Origin of the sequence: Pauljensenia sp. UMB1177 (assembly GCF_030217965.1) — a bacterium.
GTDB lineage: Bacteria > Actinomycetota > Actinomycetes > Actinomycetales > Actinomycetaceae > Pauljensenia > Pauljensenia turicensis_A.
Window position 1 is genome coordinate 17,658 of record NZ_JASOOV010000003.1, and the last position, 14,990, is coordinate 32,647.

Genomic DNA, 14,990 nt, shown 5'->3' on the forward strand with positions numbered 1-14,990 from the left:
CATCTGCTCCACACTTTCACGGCTACTTCTTCCCCATTCCCGCACCGCTACAGTAGCGCCAAAACGCGAAGTGGCCGATTCAGCTACCAGAAGAGACAAGGCCAAACCGCGACGAGGATCAACGAAACGATGCCAGCGCGTACGATACGAAGATCAATCTGGGGGAAGAACCGACAAAGTCAATTCACGCGTTGAAGCAAAGCAACTGTCTCCAGGTGATGCGTATGCGGAAATAAATCCCACGCATGGAGGCTGGCCAATTCATACCCCGCTTCGGTAAGCAAGCACATGTCACGGGCACCGGCAGCAGGATCACATGAAACCAGGACAATCTTCGATGCACCACACTGAGCAATAGCCTCAGTCACCTCACGACCTGCACCCGCGCGCGGAGGATCAAGAACAATGACGTCCGGGCGTCCTTCTAGCTCCGCTGCAAGTTCACGGACACCTTCAGTGTCGACATTCCCAACATAGGGTTCAACCCAGTCAAAGGGCGCACAGTTCTCGCCTGCGTCCTCGACCGCGCCCTGAGAACCTTCCAAGGTGACAATGCGACCGCGTGCACCAACAGCCTTTGCCATCGGAACACTGAACAGGCCAGCACCCGAATACAGCTCCATCACCCGGTCGCCTTCAGACAGACAAGCAACACCCATGACTGCGTTTGCAAGAACTTCAGCGCCCATGACATGCGTCTGCCAGAAGCCCCCAACACGAACGCGGTACTCCAGTTGCTCACCGTTCACCGTGACATGCCAAGGCAATCGCGTTTCCGTGAGCTTTTCACCCAGTGAGTTGAATGTTCCGCGAGGAGTCACGACGACCGGAGAGCCACCGTCAGGCGCGACAACGCGCACACGATCAGCAGGCTTGAAGAAAGGAGCCCATTGCGAATTCGCACCCCACAGGCCCAATCGTTCAATCGATTCTGAAGCCAATGGCATCGAATCTAGAGCAATGACATCTTTGCCACGATAGGTGTGCATACCGGCCAAGCCAGCGCGATCAATGACGACCTCAATGCGCGTTCGACGGTGCAATAAAGTCTGGTCGGCCTCGTCCCCAGGAGCTGGACGCACTGTAACACCGCCAAGATTTTCAACGCGGGCAGACAGAGCCTCGCCACCAACGCGACGAAGCTGACCACGCAGAACCGTCTCTTTCCACGCGCGCTGAGCCGCGGGCGCCACATGAGCGAGCTCGCCACCGCCGACGCCACCAGGGCCAGCCTGTGGCCACACGGACGGCACACGATCGGCAGATGCCTCAAGAATCTCTACAGCGTCAGCCCACGCAAGGTTCTTCTGCACCGCCGTCACGCGTGCCTTCACCTTTTCGCCGGGCAATGTGTGACGGACAAACACCACGCGCCCGGAAACGTCGCGGGCAACACACGCGCCACCGTGAGCCGGCTCGCCAACACGCAACTCAATAATCTCTTCGTTGCGTGGAGTGGCAGTGCGGTGATGATAACGGCGCTTGTTCATATGAAGCCTTTGATAATCCCCGATGGCGATAAAGCCTCACGGGAGCGAGTTGGATGTGAAGAAACGATTCTATTTCGTCGTCAACGAAGGCGGTCGCCTATTTTCGTGGGCACTCGAATGGTGCTCATCGGACTTGAAGGGGTCGTTAATCAACTGACGACCTTCCACTTCGTCATCTTCGCCTAGCTTCCACGGCACGGTCGTAATCACTACACCGGGAACGGACAGGAGGGCACGACGAAGACGCAATGCAGTCTGATTATGCATTGCATTTTCCCACCAATGACGAACAAGGAACTGGGGCATATACACGACCAGCATTTCCTCCGGAGCGCGACGGCGACGCCCGCGCACGTACTGCAACACAACCTGGTTGAGGTCGCGGTACGGGCTCGACAGGAGGGTCAACGGGATCGGTAGACCAGATTCTTTCCATTCCTTGCGGATGTGGGCTTCCTCGTCATCGTCGGCAACGACGCTCACCAGTTCCAGAGCGGAGGGTTGCGAGGCGCGGGCCGCAGCAATAGCTCGCATAGACGGGCGAGAAAGGTTAGAGACCAGTACCAGGGCACGAACGCGGGTCGGAAGCGCACGCTTCGCCGACCAATCGTCGACACGCAGCTGAGAGCGAATCTGCGTGTAGTGATGCTGAATGCCGAGTTGGACGCAGAAGACGACCGCAATCATGATCAGCGTAATCCACGCACCGTGCGTGAACTTCGTGGCCAAAACGATCAGCAGAACCAAGCCGGTCATCATAAAACCGATGATGTTCACCGCACGCGAGCGCAATACGGCGCCTCGTTCTGAGCCGGTCTGGCGCATACGCAGAGCGCGGTTCCAGTGACGAATCATGCCCAGCTGCGAAAGTGTGAAGGAGATAAACACACCGAGCACGTACAGCTGGATCAGGCGCGTCGTCTGGGCTTTGAATCCAACGATCAAGATGATCGCTGCAAGAGCCAGAACAACGATGCCGTTCGAGTATGAAAGGCGATCGCCACGCTTGTAGAGCTGTCGCGGAAGGAAGGAATCACGGGAGAGAACCGACGCAAGAGTCGGGAAACCGTTAAACGCAGTGTTTGCTGCCAAAACCAGAATCAAACCGGTCACGGTCGTCACCAAGAGGAACAGGATTGATCCATGGCCGAAAACAGCCGAAGCAATCTGACCAATTGCGGGAGACACAACCGTCTCTTCACCCACGGGCTGGCCGTTAAGTGTCAGCTGTTCGACGGCGTCATCGACAATCTTCACACCGGTTGCACGCGCCAAGATCAGGATCGACAGCATCATTGTTGCGGCAATCAAGCCGAGCAGTGCAAGCGTCGAAGCAGCATTCTTCGACTTGGGACGCTTAAACATGGGCACGCCGTTCGAGATTGCTTCAACGCCCGTCAAAGCGGCGCAACCGGAAGAGAACGCGCGCATCAGCAGGAACGCTCCCGCAAGGCCCGCCAGACCAGAGGAGAATTGATCGGAAGCAACCAGTTCGTATTGCGCTGTCGGTGCGCTCCCCAGGTGTCCTGTCGCCATCTGCACAAAGCCGACGATCACCATCAGCGCGATCGCACCCATGTAAATGTATGTCGGGATCGCAAATGCGCCACCTGCTTCTTTCGTGCCACGCAGGTTCAACAGGGACAAGATGATGACAAGCAGAACTGCGATCAGGACCTCGTGCCCCGCAAGCGACGGCAAAGCAGTCGTGATGTAGGCAGCACCCGACGAAATCGATACGGCGACCGTCAGGATGTAGTCGACCAGCAGAGCTGATGCGACAACCAGACCCCACGTGCGACCAAGGTTCGTTGTGACAACCTCGTAGTCACCGCCACCCGACGGGTAAGCATGCACGGTCTGGCGGTATGACAACACGACAACTGCAAGAACCGCAGCGACGACGACACCAACCCAAATCGACTGCATGGCAGCCAAACCGCCCGCTAACGCTAAGGTCAGCAGGATTTCATCGGGGGCATAGGCGACCGACGACAGCGCGTCTGAGGCGAAGATCGGTAGCGCAATGCGCTTAGGCAGAAGCTGGTGTCCCATCGCGTCCGAACGCATCGGACGACCGATCAGAACACGTTTTGCTCTGGCGAAAACGTTATACAGCACGGGCTAAAGCGTAGCCCTATTAGCGTCAAAACAGCACTCCTTGGGGCAACTCTTTAAGTGATACCGAGAACATGTGCTCTAGGCCAGCCCTTCAGACGTGACGAAAGCACGCTGATGCGGGTAGTTTAGGAGCGTGCATTTCGTCATTATGGGATGCGGTCGCGTTGGTTCTTTCCTCGCCACCGCTTTGGATGCTGATGGGCATTCAGTTGCAGTCATCGACGTTGATCCGAAAGCTTTCTCGCGTCTGCCGTCAGATTTTTCCGGCAAGCGCGTCACCGGCTTGGGTATGGATCGCGAGGCCCTGAAGAAAGCTGACATTAAAGACGCCTATGCGTTCGCAGCTGTCTCCAGCGGTGATAACTCGAACATTATTTCGACGCGTATCGCCCAAGAGACCTTCCACGTGCCACACGTTGTCGCACGAATTTATGATCCTGAACGCGCCTACGTGTACGAGCGTCTCGGCATCCCAACGGTTGCGACCGTGAAGCGCACGGCAGAATCAGTTCTGCGCCGTATGCTTCCCCCGGATGCGGCGGTCACATGGACGCACCCCACGGGCGAGGTTTCCTTGGTTACGGCGACGCCCGAGACATCGTGGTACGGCGTTTCTTTCCCGACAGTTGAAGAACTTACCGGCGAGCGTATTGCCTTCGTATCCCGTTTGGGGACTATCGTTCCAGCGCGCCAAGACTTCGTGGTGCAAGAACACGACCAGCTGTACTTTGCGATCGGTGGAGCAGAGTCGACGCGCTTGCGTTCTATTCTGACGGCCACCCCGAACTTTGAGGACTGATACGCATGAAGATCGTTATCGCAGGCGCAGGCTCGGTTGGTCGCTCCGTCGCCCTTGAACTTCTCGAACACGGTCACGAGTGCACTCTGATCGATAAGCAGCCCGATAAGTTACGCGTTGCATCGGTTGCTGACGCGGACTGGGTTCTCGCTGACGCCTGTTCTCCCGACGCTTTGCGTGAAGCAGGTCTTGCGGAAGCTGACGTGATGGTTGCCGCGACGGGCGATGACAAGGCTAATCTGGTTATTTCTTTGCTAGCGAAGACCGAGTTCGCGGTGCCGCGAGTGGTTGCTCGTCTGAACAATCCTCACAATGAGTGGCTGTTCAATGGCTCGTGGGGCGTTGATGTTTCGGTGTCGACCCCACGCATTATGACGGCTCTCGTGGAAGAAGCCGTGTCCGAGGGTATTCCGGTTCGTTTGTTCTCGTTCAACTCTGCTGAAGTATCGATGTACGCGATCGTTTTGCCCGAGGGCTCCCCGATCGTTGGCAAACGCATTTCTGACACGGATCTGCCTCCGCGCACCGTATTGACGTCGTTGCTCCGTGATGGTCGCCCACTCACGCCATCGGATGATGATCTTTTTGAGTCCGGTGACGAGTTGTTGCTGTTGATTTCCGATACGGAGAAGAATGCTCTGTCGACTCTCCAAGCGTTGGTGGAAGTTCCGCCAGCGGCCGACGAAGAGGAAGCCGAGTCGGAAGAATAATTCCGCCTTCACCCGATTCGCGATTCGTCGCTACGAGGCCTGGGCTGAATGCTCATCCGCCTTTGTTGGAGAGAACGGTTTTAAACCCATCCAGGTGAGCCATGTGACGAGGGCAAAGAGTGGCAGTCCTAGGACAAGCTTCGCGATACCTAATGGGCCAACCATGTGAGCAAGCCATAGGGGAAGCTCAATGCCAAGACGTAGTGCGAAGAGCCCTGTCCAAAGCCACGTAAGAAGAAGGCCTCGACGCTTAAGGCCGGCCCACTCTTCTTTGCGATACCAGTCAGCTTCCAGTTCCCAGAACATCCCAGCGCCCCGGGAGACAAGTGGCTTTCTTACGACGATCGACGCAAGGAAGCCAACAAGGAAAGCTGCCGAGGTGATCAGGCCCCACGTGTAGAAGTTTTCTCCCCTGCCCGAAGCAAGAGCCCAGACCACGCCGATTCCTACACCGATGACGCCTGAAAGCGATTGTGTCAGTGGCTGACGCTGAACAAGACGGATGCCAACGGCGAGTAGCGCAACGACACCCGCGACGACCGATGCGCCGACGACCGAGTGGAAAATGATGAAAACGACAACGAAGAGAAGGGCTGGCACTACGGATTCAGTGAGTCCGCGCCAGCCTCCGACCGCCTGGGTAAAAGAAAACGATTCTTCGTTGAGTTGACGCGTCCAGGTCGGACCAGACTCGGTCACGCCAGTGGATTCATCGTGTTCATCTAAGGCGCTCACATGTTCTCCGAAGCGATGATGCGGTAGAGCGGATTGATGATTGTCAGCACGTCTCCTTGCATTCCTGCTGTGCCTTCAACCTCAATGTGTTCGCCGACTTTCAGCCCCGGAATTGACACGCGTCCCGGCCATCTCAGTTCAATGGAGGCCGTCCCGTCATACAGGGTTCCAACCAGCATGAAATGTGATCCTTCAGGCGGGTAGGTCATTGACATGAGCGTGCCAAAAAGCGTGACGTGTTGACGATTGTGAACGTCACGAATTGGAGTGGTTCCACGGCGCGCTCGCCTCTGTTCCTCATCCAGAGCCTCGTCTTTTTGACGACTGTCCGTCGAGAAATGTTGCGCGAGTGCGCTCCAGAAGCCTGACGCACGCGAACTGTGTTTAGACACGAGGAATCTCGACTTCTTCGTTCGGAAGGTGAAGAGGAAGCAACCCAAGGCGAGCGCGTGGCTGATCGTCGCGAACGACAACGATTCGGTCAATGATCGACTCGAAGTTTTTGCCTGCCTCATTGCTCAGAGCCGCAGGGCCAAGAATGTCAATGCGCGCAAACCAACGGTCGCCTTCACGTCCGATGATCCTCATCCGCGAGGTCCCCTGCCGGCCATCCGGAAGGGAGACTGGAATATCAGCTTGGAGCTCAGTCCCGTAACGCGTATCGCGATCAATGACTGTTGCAGAATCCTTCAGCAATCCGGCACGGATCTCTTCGCGGATTTCATCCCACACGCCACCGCTTCGAGGTGCTGCAGCAACAGAAATCTGCAGACCGGAGTCTCCGATAACGATTAAAACCTTGAGAACGGAGTGACCGTCATCGCCGACCTGGGTACGCAACTGGGCACCGGGGACGGATGGAAGAAGCAAGGAGCCCATATCGATGTAGCCGTTGGACGTATCGCACTCGCCAACCGAGCGAGGGCCCGGCAAATCAATCGGGTCAACGGTTTCTTCAGGTGCTACCTGCGTTCCAAGCTCGGGAATATCGGTTGCTTCAGCCTTTTTCTTTCGAGAGAAAAACAAGATAGCGCCTCAGCCCGCGCACTCGGTGCACACCGGCAGCCCAGCGTCGTCAACGTAGGCGAGCTGAGAAGCGTGGTGGACGAGGAAGCAGGACGAGCAGGTGAATTCGTCATCCTGACGGGGAATAACGTGAACGGTCAGTTCTTCCTTCGACAGGTCAGCACCGGGGAGCTCAAAGTTCTCAGCTGCTTCGGTCTCGTCTTCTTCGATTTCAGCGGAACCAGCGTCACCTCGACGCGACTTCAGTTCCTCGATTGAATCTTCGGCAACATCATCGTCATTCTTACGAGGTGCGTCGTAATCGGTAGCCATGAGTTTCGTCCTTCGGGCGGGTTATTTCATGATCTGATCATGAACTGTATCGGCGGAGGGAATATAACACTGTTAAGAGACGAATGCCACCACTTAGGACTTTGCGGCGCGTTCAATCACGATTAGTGCCTACAGTTTGAGAACATTTCGCTGATGAACTGTAGGAGGTGCTCATGATCGAGCTCGATTTGCTCGGTATCGGCGCAGACGGCGAAACGCTGGTCTTTACCGATCCAAACGGGGAACGCTACCAAGTCTCTATTACTGACGAGCTTCGCGGATCAATCCGTCGTCATCGTATGCACCTCGAGCCAGCACCCAGCCCAGCGCGTCAGCAGATCTCTCCCCGCGAGATTCAGAGCCTGCTCCGTGCCGGCGCTACTCCCGAAGAAATCGCCACATCCCACGCATGCGATATCGAGATGGTGCGTTCCTTCGAAAGCCCCATCCAGGCTGAAAAAGAATACGCACTCCAGCGCGCGCAGAATATGCGTATTGGCTCGGTAGCGGACGGCCCGAAGATGGGTGAGCTTGTCATTGATCGATTGGCCGCACGCGGTGTTGATCCGTCAACTTTGGAATGGAATGCAAGTCGCGAAGGTGCTGGCCCCTGGCAGATTTGCTTGACGTTCATCCAGTCGGCGTCAGAACACGCCGCCAATTGGCTGTTGCCGAAGACCGGTCCTCTTGAAGCTATTGATCAGGAAGCCCAGTGGCTGACTGAAACCCAGTCGTCGACTCCTGCGGCTTCAATCTTCACTCCCCTGCAGCCGAACGCACCCGATGCGTTGGATCCTGCAGACCTCGAAGAAGTTCGCGCACGTGAAGCGATCATTGATCAGTTGAATGCGAGCCGCGGAAAGCCTCAGGACATCGAGTATGACCTTGATGACGAGGATTTTGACCCCGAAGAGTTCGAACAGGCCACGCTGACCGATTCTTCAATTTCGGCTCGCATCTATTCCTTGGCACATGCTCGCACGAAGGAAGAGGAAGAGGTCCCTTCGCAGAACTCCGAGTTCCCTGTTCTCGATGCACTGTCCGCATCGACGCCGATCCCGAGCGCGTCTACTTCTTCACCAAAGGACAAGGAAGCTCCCAACTCGAAGACCCAGGACACGAAGGTTCCTTCTGCAAAGAAGACTGCGCCCGCGAAAAAAGCGTCCACCGATTCGGATGCTGATTACGATGACCAGTCGTTGCCAGGTCTTGAAAACCTTGTTGAAGAGCCTCATTCTTCAGCGCCAGCTAGCGCGAAGAAGTCGAAGTCTCGTCGTCGTTCTGTTCCCAGTTGGGACGAGATCGTCTTCGGTTCAAAGTCGAAGTAGTCGTTTTCAAACGAGAAACCCACGACACATGATGCTCGTGAGTTTTTCGTTTTTTTGCTGACGGCTCGGGTTCAGGAAAGCCGGATCAGCGGAATTCGCATTTCAGCTTCGGTCAGGGAACCGTGGACTCCAGGCATCGCGATCATTTCCGGCTTTTGTGATCTGGAATCAACGAGGCCTGCGCGTCCATTAAAGAACGCGATACCCGCGCCAATTTCGCGATTACCTGGGCCTTCACCCAAGAGGCTCGCAGATTCATCGCAACCGAGTACCCACGCGACGTCGTTCAGTTCATGCTTCCAACGGTCAATCACTTCGGATTCACGGCCAGCTTCGGTATGAATGTGAACAGCGCGTGTTTCTCCGGCAAGGATCCGTACACCGTCGGCAAGATCTGGACGATCCGCAAGATCAATCAACGCACCATGGTCAATATCGATCATGCCGTGGTCAGCAGTCAGTACCGTACGCACGTTGCGGGGCAGGCTACGAAGCAGGCGCCCCAATCCGGCGTCGAAGGCTTCAAGAGCATCGGACCATTCCCAAGAGCTCACTGCATGCCCATGGCCCGTATGGTCGATTTCTGACCAGTAGAGGTAGACGACCTGCGTGCCTTTCTTGAGCTCTCGCAGAGCCGCACTGGCACGCTCATCCCAGGTTTTGCCAGCCACGTGGCGCGCGCCCCTTAAGGCAGCCTTCGTCAAGCCCGAACCAGCGAACGTCGGCGGAGAAATAACTGCGGACTTCACCCCCTGCTGGCTGAGGCGCTCAAAGTAAGTCGGACATTCTTGCCATGCCAGAGGATCTGGACCATTCTCAAACGCCAGAAGATTCATCACCGAATCCCCCCGGGCAACCGCATAGCCCACCATCCGCGTCTTCCCAGGCTTTTCCCCCGTTCCAAAAGAGGTAATCGCAGCGGCTGTCGTCGACGGCGCGATCGTGTGAAGGTTCACAATGTCATCGCGCACCGACCGCAAGGTCGACGCGTGCCCAAGGTGAGACATCAAGGGAACATAGCCCAAGCCATCGACCAAGATGATCAGGAGCTGCCCTTCTTCACGGTCAAGCGACAAACGAGCCCGAGCGGCCTCGTTCCCCAGAGGCAGACCGGCACATGCCAAAGCGGCACCAAAAACATCAGCCAAACACGGGTCAGCCTGCGAAGGCACATCTGCCCATGCGGGAACCGAAACGGGTGAAGTGGCCATGGCGATCAGTGGTGATCTCGAGTAGCAGATGAAAGCAGATCCACGAACTGCCTGGCTTCAGTCATTGCATCCACGCCATCAGCGTCGACGCTGATACGGAAATTCAAATCATCGGGGAAAGATGCGACCGTGTAACCGTGTTCCGCTGTGCACGAGGGATCGCCACATTGAGCGGGCTCAACTTCGCTACGACGCATTGCCCCCAGATCAACCGAGATGGTCAGCTCCGCAGGAAACATCGATGTCATCGCCTCACGATAGACCTCAATCGACGACACCGTCCCCAAACGCGAAAGAGGGAAGATCCCCGTGCCAACGGAGGCTCCGCCATCTTCGAGTTCATCAACATGCATATGAATCAGCACACTGTCAGTCAGAGTCGCCAATGACAGGTGGCGGAAAACCGACCCCTGATCAAAAGCAGCATCCACCTGGCAAAGAGTGGCGCGTGGCGTCTGACCACCCAACGCGCGCTTCAAAGATGCGGTAACAAGCTGGGGGAAAAAGCCCGTTCGATTGATTCGATCCCATGTGTTCACCCTCTAATTGTGCCCGCGTTCGGCGTGGGAGTCGAACAGAGGTTCTTTCGCCCGTGATAATCGCGAATATGGCTAAGAAGGACCTCGTAGAACCACTGCCCGTTGCGGACGAAGACATCAGTGAAATCAATGTCTCCGAAGAGATGCGAACCTCCTTCTTGGAATACGCCGTCTCTGTCATCTACGCTCGCGCACTCCCAGACGCACGCGATGGCCTCAAGCCCGTGCAACGACGCATCCTGTTCCAGATGGATCAGATGGGACTTCGCCCCGACAAGGGCCACGTGAAATCCCAGCGTGTTGTCGGCGAGGTTATGGGTAAGCTTCACCCGCACGGTGACTCGGCAATTTACGAGGCTCTCGTGCGCCTCGCTCAGCCGTTCAACCTGCGTCTTCCCCTAGTCGACGGACACGGCAACTTTGGCTCTCTTGATGACGGCCCCGCAGCCGCGCGTTACACCGAAGCCCGCATGGCTCCCTCCGCGTTGGATCTTGTCACCGGTTTGGATGAAGACACGGTTGAATTCGTGCCGAACTACGACAACCAGTTCATGCAACCCGAGGTACTCCCAGCGGCATTCCCCCAGCTTCTGGTCAACGGCGCTTCCGGTATTGCTGTTGGTATGGCAACGAATATTGCCCCGCACAATCTTGCTGAAACAATCGCAGCGTCCATTCACCTGATTGAGCATCCGGATGCCACCGTCGCCGACCTGATGCGTTTCGTGCCCGGGCCTGACCTGCCTGAAGGTGGCGTCATCGTCGGACTCGATGGAATCAAAGACGCCTACGAAACTGGTCGCGGTGCTTTCAAGACTCGCGCAAAGGTCGGAGTCGAACGCGTCAGCGCACGCAAGATGGGTTTGATCGTCACCGAACTGCCCTACATGGTCGGCCCCGAAAAGGTCATCGAAAAGATCAAGGAAAACGTTAACGCCGGGCGGCTGAAGGGTATTTCGTCGGTTCAGAACCTGACTGACCGTATCCACGGCCTGCGTTTGGTCATCGAAATCAAGAACGGTTTCAACCCCGAAGCGGTCCTGCAACAGCTGTACAAGCGCACACCTCTTGAAGATTCCTTCTCGATCAACGCCGTTGCCCTCGTCAATGGTCAGCCTCGTACCCTCGGTTTGAAAGACATGCTGAGCGTATTCGTCAACCACCGTCTTGACGTGACAACGCGACGCACGAAGTTCCGTCTGGGTAAGGCTCAGGATCGCCTTCACCTGGTTGAAGGTTTATTGATCGCAGTCCTCGATATTGATGACGTCATTGCGATTATTCGTTCGTCTTTCGACGTGGAAACCGCTCGCGAACGACTGAAGATTGCCTTCGACCTGACCGATATTCAGGCGAACTACATTCTGGAGCTCCGCCTGCGTCGCTTGACCAAGTTCTCGCGCATCGAGCTAGAGAACGAACGCGATGAACTCCAAGCAACGATCGCACATCTTGAAGAGATTCTTTCCGATCCGGTGATGTTGCGAGGCCTGGTCATCTCTGAGTTGCGCGATGTTGCTCAGCGTCTGGCTACTCCCCGGCGGACTCTGCTGCTGTCGTCTGCCGGAGCCGAATCGGGGAACGAGGCGACGAGTGGCGCCGCCTTGGCTGCTACGTTGCCGGCCACATCGAAGTCCGGCAAGGGAATGGACCTGCAGATCCCTGATGACCCGTGCGTCGTTGTGCTGTCATCGAACGGTGGTCTGGCTCGAATTGAAGGCGGAGACCCGCTAGAACCGGGGCCTCGTGCCAGCCACGACGGGTGGATAGCACAATTGTCGTCGACCGCACGTTCTCAGATCGCGGTTGTTACAGCAGACGGTGTTGCTCACCGCATGGAGGTCGTGGACCTACCCGCGCTCCCCCGCTTCGATACAGGATTGTCGCTGGCGGCAGCCACGCCCGCATCTCTGCTCTTGCACACGAATTCTCCCGCGATCGGTTTGCTTGATCCCGCATCAGACCAGGTGTATGCGATGGGTACTGCCCACGGCACCGTGAAGCGCTTGAAGCCGGATGTACTTGCCCGTGACGAATGGGAAGTCATCACACTGGATGACGGTGATCGTCTAGTTGGTTTCGGACCGTGTGCCGACGACTACGATCTTGTCTTTGTTTCAACCGACGCGCAGCTTCTTCGTACGCCGGCATCGAAGGTACGACCGCAGGGGCGCACCGCCGCTGGTATGGCTGGTATGAAGCTGAACGATGGTGCCCAAGCACTCGGATTCTGGGCTCTGTCAGTATCATCAGACTCCTTCGTCGTCACCGTCGCAGCAGCTGAAGGAGCACTGCCGGGAACGGGTCAGACGACCGCTAAGGTAACTCCGCTGGAGCTCTACCCGGTCAAGGGTCGCGGTGGTCAAGGCGTCCGCGCCCAGCGTTTCCTGCGCGGTGAGGATCGCATTGACTTGGCGTGGGTGGGTGACCGTCGACCTCGAGGCGCCTCAGCTGATGGCTCCCCCGTTGACTTGCCCGACGTTGACGAACGTCGCGATGGGTCAGGTACTCCCGTGGTTCTTCCAATCACCCTCATCGGCTAAGGCGCTACAACGGTTCGCGCCGGCGCGAAAGTGCCGGCGTGGCCTCGTCACACATCGATCGCGTACAAGCGCGTCTGACCCACCGTCGCAAAACCCAAATAATCGTAGACGGCAAGCGCTCTGGAATGATTCGCGCTTCCGAGCCCAGCGCCGATACGATCCATCCCATCGGCTGCCATCGCGCGCATCGACGACGTAATCAGGGCATCGACGGCGCGATCCGAACGCGCCTCTTCCAAGACACCCATCTGGTCGATATAGCCTTCGCGCCAACCAAGAGCAGCCCAGTCCTGGACGTACTTCGAGGCAAGGAGGAAACCAACCACGCACGGACGGTCACCCCTGCGGTCCACGGCAACGAACGACCACTGCGGGACGAAAGAAGTACGTCCCATCAGCCACTGTTCACGAGTGAGGGCAGGACTACCCCACTCAATCTCGGAGAGCCGATTCGCGGCGTGACGCGCCGGTTCATCCCACTCATCCGACCAAGGTTCAATCGTCAGATAACGGCCAAGATCCGGAATCGGAGGAATCTGGGACAGATCCGCACGAAGTTCATAGTACGAACGGGTCCAGTGGAAGCCACGCAACTGAAGCTGCTCTTCCAGCTCATTTTCACCCGCCTCGACAAGCATGGTGATCTGAGCCGGCGCATCCGTATCCGCTGTAGCAAGCATCTGACGCGAAACTGCTTCCTGCCATTCAACCAGCGAACTGCCCAAGCCAATGCGACGGAACGACGGGTCAACGCCTCCTTCGCACAGGCACTCCACACGACCACTCTGGCGCATTGCAACGCGACCGTAAGCGACCATGCGTCCCTTCGCGATACCACGAGTCGTCATACCGGCCAGCCCACGCCAGCCTTCAGCCGACAGCATCTCTTCGACTTCGTCGACACTGGTGCGATATGGAGGATTATCCTGCGCTTCCATGCGCGCAATCAGCGTCGCCAATTCATGCAGGCGATTCATGCTGAGCTCTTCCCAGACAATCCCATGATGGGACGGCGGGAATGGCACGTCGTCGGGCGCGCTTGTACGACGAGCCAGCGGGATTTCACCCGTCAACGCATTGTCAGCCATGCGCGTCCTTTCTTGTCACCACCAGATTGTGAGATATTCACGTCCCTGTATTCGCCCACGGGCACGCTAACCCGCAGGACACCTTATTGGTCAATCGAATAGAAAACCTGCGCGGGCCCGTCAAGGAAACCGAGGTGCTCGTAGATGGCATGGGCGTTCGACGTATTCTTCGTATCCACATCCAATCCGATCCTGGACATTCCCGATTCAGCGGCCGCCGCCACCGCTGCACCAATCAACGCGGTTGAAAGCCCGTGCCCACGATGCGATTGATCAACGGCCAGAAGTTCCGCGTATGCCTCTGTCTTACCGGTCGCGGCCCACCGTTCAACGGGGCGTCCCACGACGAAACAGCCAGCCAGCTCGCCCTGCTCAGATACTGCTCCGAACGACCAGCGAGGATCCAAATTCGAGGTAGATTCTTCCCACCAGGCCTCGTGCAAGTAGGGCAGGGTGTGCTCAGCGAAAGAACGCAAGTACAGTGCTTTCGCGCTCCCCATATCAACATCGGACCACGGAATGATCGAATAGCCGTGGCGAGGCTTCCGAGCCTTTTCAGCCCCTAGAAGCTCGCGGTACATCACTTGGAACGTAGCCTTCGCGTAGAAGCCCGCCGCAATATACAAACGACGACGATCCGTCATGTGGGCATCAACGACGTTGAAAATTGATGCGGGGACCTTCGAGTCCGCTCCGAATGTTTCGACCAGCATTTGACGGGCACGGCCATCTTGCCAGTAGAGGAGAGCTCGGCCCAATCCACGTCCACGCCAATGCGGATGAATGTAGGCGTTGACCTCGGCGGCAGCATGATCTGAGAGCGAAGTGAGGACTCGAACGGCTGCGACTGCGCAAATACGATTGTCTGAATCGATACCGACAAGCGCATCGATCCAGAAATCTTGCGTGCGACCTTCCACCATGTCGGCGATGTCGGATGCACTCATACGATGATGCATCTCATCAGCAGCCTCAACCTGACGAATCACGTCATAAACACCCGGAGCGTCGGAGGCGATCATCGAACGCCACCTCAATCCGATGTGGGTGCCCGGATACGAAACTGAGGCTGGTGGCTTCAAACGTTG

Annotated in this window: 14 protein-coding genes; 4 read left to right on the forward strand and 10 right to left on the reverse strand. The window is 57.0% G+C overall.

What is annotated here, in order from left to right:
• Positions 1–179: 179 nt before the first annotated feature.
• Both QP442_RS04810 and QP442_RS04815 read right to left on the reverse strand, forming a co-directional pair.
• Positions 180–1,490 (reverse strand): class I SAM-dependent RNA methyltransferase, encoded by a 1,311-nt coding sequence (locus QP442_RS04810; protein ID WP_103633617.1) that lies wholly within the window; start codon positions 1,488–1,490, stop codon positions 180–182.
• A gap of 69 nt (positions 1,491–1,559) precedes the next feature.
• The gene (locus QP442_RS04815) at positions 1,560–3,560 is read right to left on the reverse strand and encodes an amino acid permease (RefSeq protein ID WP_442953371.1); all 2,001 of its coding nucleotides are present in this window, start codon (positions 3,558–3,560) and stop codon (positions 1,560–1,562) included.
• 199 nt (positions 3,561–3,759) lie between these two features.
• On the opposite strand from QP442_RS04815, the gene QP442_RS04820 reads away from it, so the two are divergent.
• Together QP442_RS04820 and QP442_RS04825 are read left to right on the forward strand one after the other, a co-directional pair.
• Entirely contained in the window at positions 3,760–4,410 is a 651-nt protein-coding gene (locus QP442_RS04820) for a potassium channel family protein (RefSeq protein ID WP_006681571.1), read from the forward strand.
• A gap of 5 nt (positions 4,411–4,415) precedes the next feature.
• A complete protein-coding gene (locus QP442_RS04825) occupies positions 4,416–5,120 on the forward strand; it encodes a potassium channel family protein (RefSeq protein WP_103633615.1) in 705 nt (234 codons plus the stop codon).
• 30 nt (positions 5,121–5,150) lie between these two features.
• On the opposite strand, the gene QP442_RS04830 is transcribed toward QP442_RS04825, so the two are convergent.
• The 4 genes from QP442_RS04830 to QP442_RS04845 all read right to left on the reverse strand — a co-directional run bounded on the left by QP442_RS04830 (position 5,151) and on the right by QP442_RS04845 (position 7,193).
• Complete coding sequence (locus tag QP442_RS04830; protein ID WP_103633614.1) at positions 5,151–5,855, reverse strand: DUF3159 domain-containing protein; 705 nt, start codon at positions 5,853–5,855, stop codon at positions 5,151–5,153.
• Positions 5,852–6,160: a DNA-binding protein gene (locus tag QP442_RS04835; protein WP_243440792.1), complete on the reverse strand. Its 309-nt coding sequence runs from the start codon at positions 6,158–6,160 to the stop codon at positions 5,852–5,854. The genes QP442_RS04830 and QP442_RS04835 overlap by 4 nt, the downstream gene beginning before the upstream one ends.
• Positions 6,161–6,239: 79 nt before the next feature.
• Positions 6,240–6,881: a DUF3710 domain-containing protein gene (locus tag QP442_RS04840; RefSeq protein ID WP_006681575.1), complete on the reverse strand. Its 642-nt coding sequence runs from the start codon at positions 6,879–6,881 to the stop codon at positions 6,240–6,242.
• 9 nt (positions 6,882–6,890) lie between these two features.
• The gene (locus tag QP442_RS04845) at positions 6,891–7,193 is read right to left on the reverse strand and encodes a DUF4193 domain-containing protein (RefSeq protein ID WP_006681576.1); all 303 of its coding nucleotides are present in this window, start codon (positions 7,191–7,193) and stop codon (positions 6,891–6,893) included.
• Positions 7,194–7,366: 173 nt separating this feature from the next.
• Between QP442_RS04845 and sepH the strand changes: the two genes are divergently transcribed.
• Complete coding sequence (gene sepH / locus QP442_RS04850) at positions 7,367–8,521, forward strand: septation protein SepH (protein WP_006681577.1); 1,155 nt, start codon at positions 7,367–7,369, stop codon at positions 8,519–8,521.
• Between the two features lie 71 nt (positions 8,522–8,592).
• Here sepH and QP442_RS04855 read toward each other — a convergent pair whose 3' ends face one another.
• Both QP442_RS04855 and QP442_RS04860 read right to left on the reverse strand, forming a co-directional pair.
• Positions 8,593–9,732: an alkaline phosphatase family protein gene (locus QP442_RS04855; RefSeq protein ID WP_006681578.1), complete on the reverse strand. Its 1,140-nt coding sequence runs from the start codon at positions 9,730–9,732 to the stop codon at positions 8,593–8,595.
• Positions 9,733–9,737: 5 nt separating this feature from the next.
• Positions 9,738–10,271, reverse strand: a complete 534-nt coding sequence (locus QP442_RS04860; RefSeq protein ID WP_006681579.1) for a DUF5998 family protein — start codon at positions 10,269–10,271, stop codon at positions 9,738–9,740.
• A 68-nt stretch (positions 10,272–10,339) separates the two neighbouring features.
• Between QP442_RS04860 and QP442_RS04865 the strand changes: the two genes are divergently transcribed.
• Positions 10,340–12,814, forward strand: coding sequence for a DNA gyrase/topoisomerase IV subunit A (locus QP442_RS04865; protein WP_103633643.1), 2,475 nt, complete (start codon positions 10,340–10,342; stop codon positions 12,812–12,814).
• A 47-nt stretch (positions 12,815–12,861) separates the two neighbouring features.
• On the opposite strand, the gene QP442_RS04870 is transcribed toward QP442_RS04865, so the two are convergent.
• Both QP442_RS04870 and QP442_RS04875 read right to left on the reverse strand, forming a co-directional pair.
• Complete coding sequence (locus tag QP442_RS04870) at positions 12,862–13,902, reverse strand: GNAT family N-acetyltransferase (RefSeq protein WP_103633613.1); 1,041 nt, start codon at positions 13,900–13,902, stop codon at positions 12,862–12,864.
• An 83-nt stretch (positions 13,903–13,985) separates the two neighbouring features.
• A complete protein-coding gene (locus QP442_RS04875; protein ID WP_006681582.1) occupies positions 13,986–14,924 on the reverse strand; it encodes a GNAT family N-acetyltransferase in 939 nt (312 codons plus the stop codon).
• Positions 14,925–14,990: the final 66 nt, after the last annotated feature.

Excerpts from the sequence above, each read along its gene's own strand:
- QP442_RS04820 (WP_006681571.1), top strand. The coding sequence starts at position 3,760 with ATGGGATGCGGTCGCGTTGGTTCTTTCCTCGCCACCGCTTTGGATGCT.
- QP442_RS04855 (WP_006681578.1), bottom strand. The coding sequence starts at position 9,732 with ATGGCCACTTCACCCGTTTCGGTTCCCGCATGGGCAGATGTGCCTTCG.
- QP442_RS04815 (WP_442953371.1), bottom strand. The coding sequence starts at position 3,560 with ATGCGTTCGGACGCGATGGGACACCAGCTTCTGCCTAAGCGCATTGCG.
- QP442_RS04865 (WP_103633643.1), top strand. The coding sequence starts at position 10,340 with ATGGCTAAGAAGGACCTCGTAGAACCACTGCCCGTTGCGGACGAAGAC.
- QP442_RS04810 (WP_103633617.1), bottom strand. The coding sequence starts at position 1,490 with ATGAACAAGCGCCGTTATCATCACCGCACTGCCACTCCACGCAACGAA.
- sepH (WP_006681577.1), top strand. The coding sequence starts at position 7,367 with ATGATCGAGCTCGATTTGCTCGGTATCGGCGCAGACGGCGAAACGCTG.
- QP442_RS04845 (WP_006681576.1), bottom strand. The coding sequence starts at position 7,193 with ATGGCTACCGATTACGACGCACCTCGTAAGAATGACGATGATGTTGCC.
- QP442_RS04875 (WP_006681582.1), bottom strand. The coding sequence starts at position 14,924 with ATGATCGCCTCCGACGCTCCGGGTGTTTATGACGTGATTCGTCAGGTT.
- QP442_RS04870 (WP_103633613.1), bottom strand. The coding sequence starts at position 13,902 with ATGGCTGACAATGCGTTGACGGGTGAAATCCCGCTGGCTCGTCGTACA.
- QP442_RS04825 (WP_103633615.1), top strand. The coding sequence starts at position 4,416 with ATGAAGATCGTTATCGCAGGCGCAGGCTCGGTTGGTCGCTCCGTCGCC.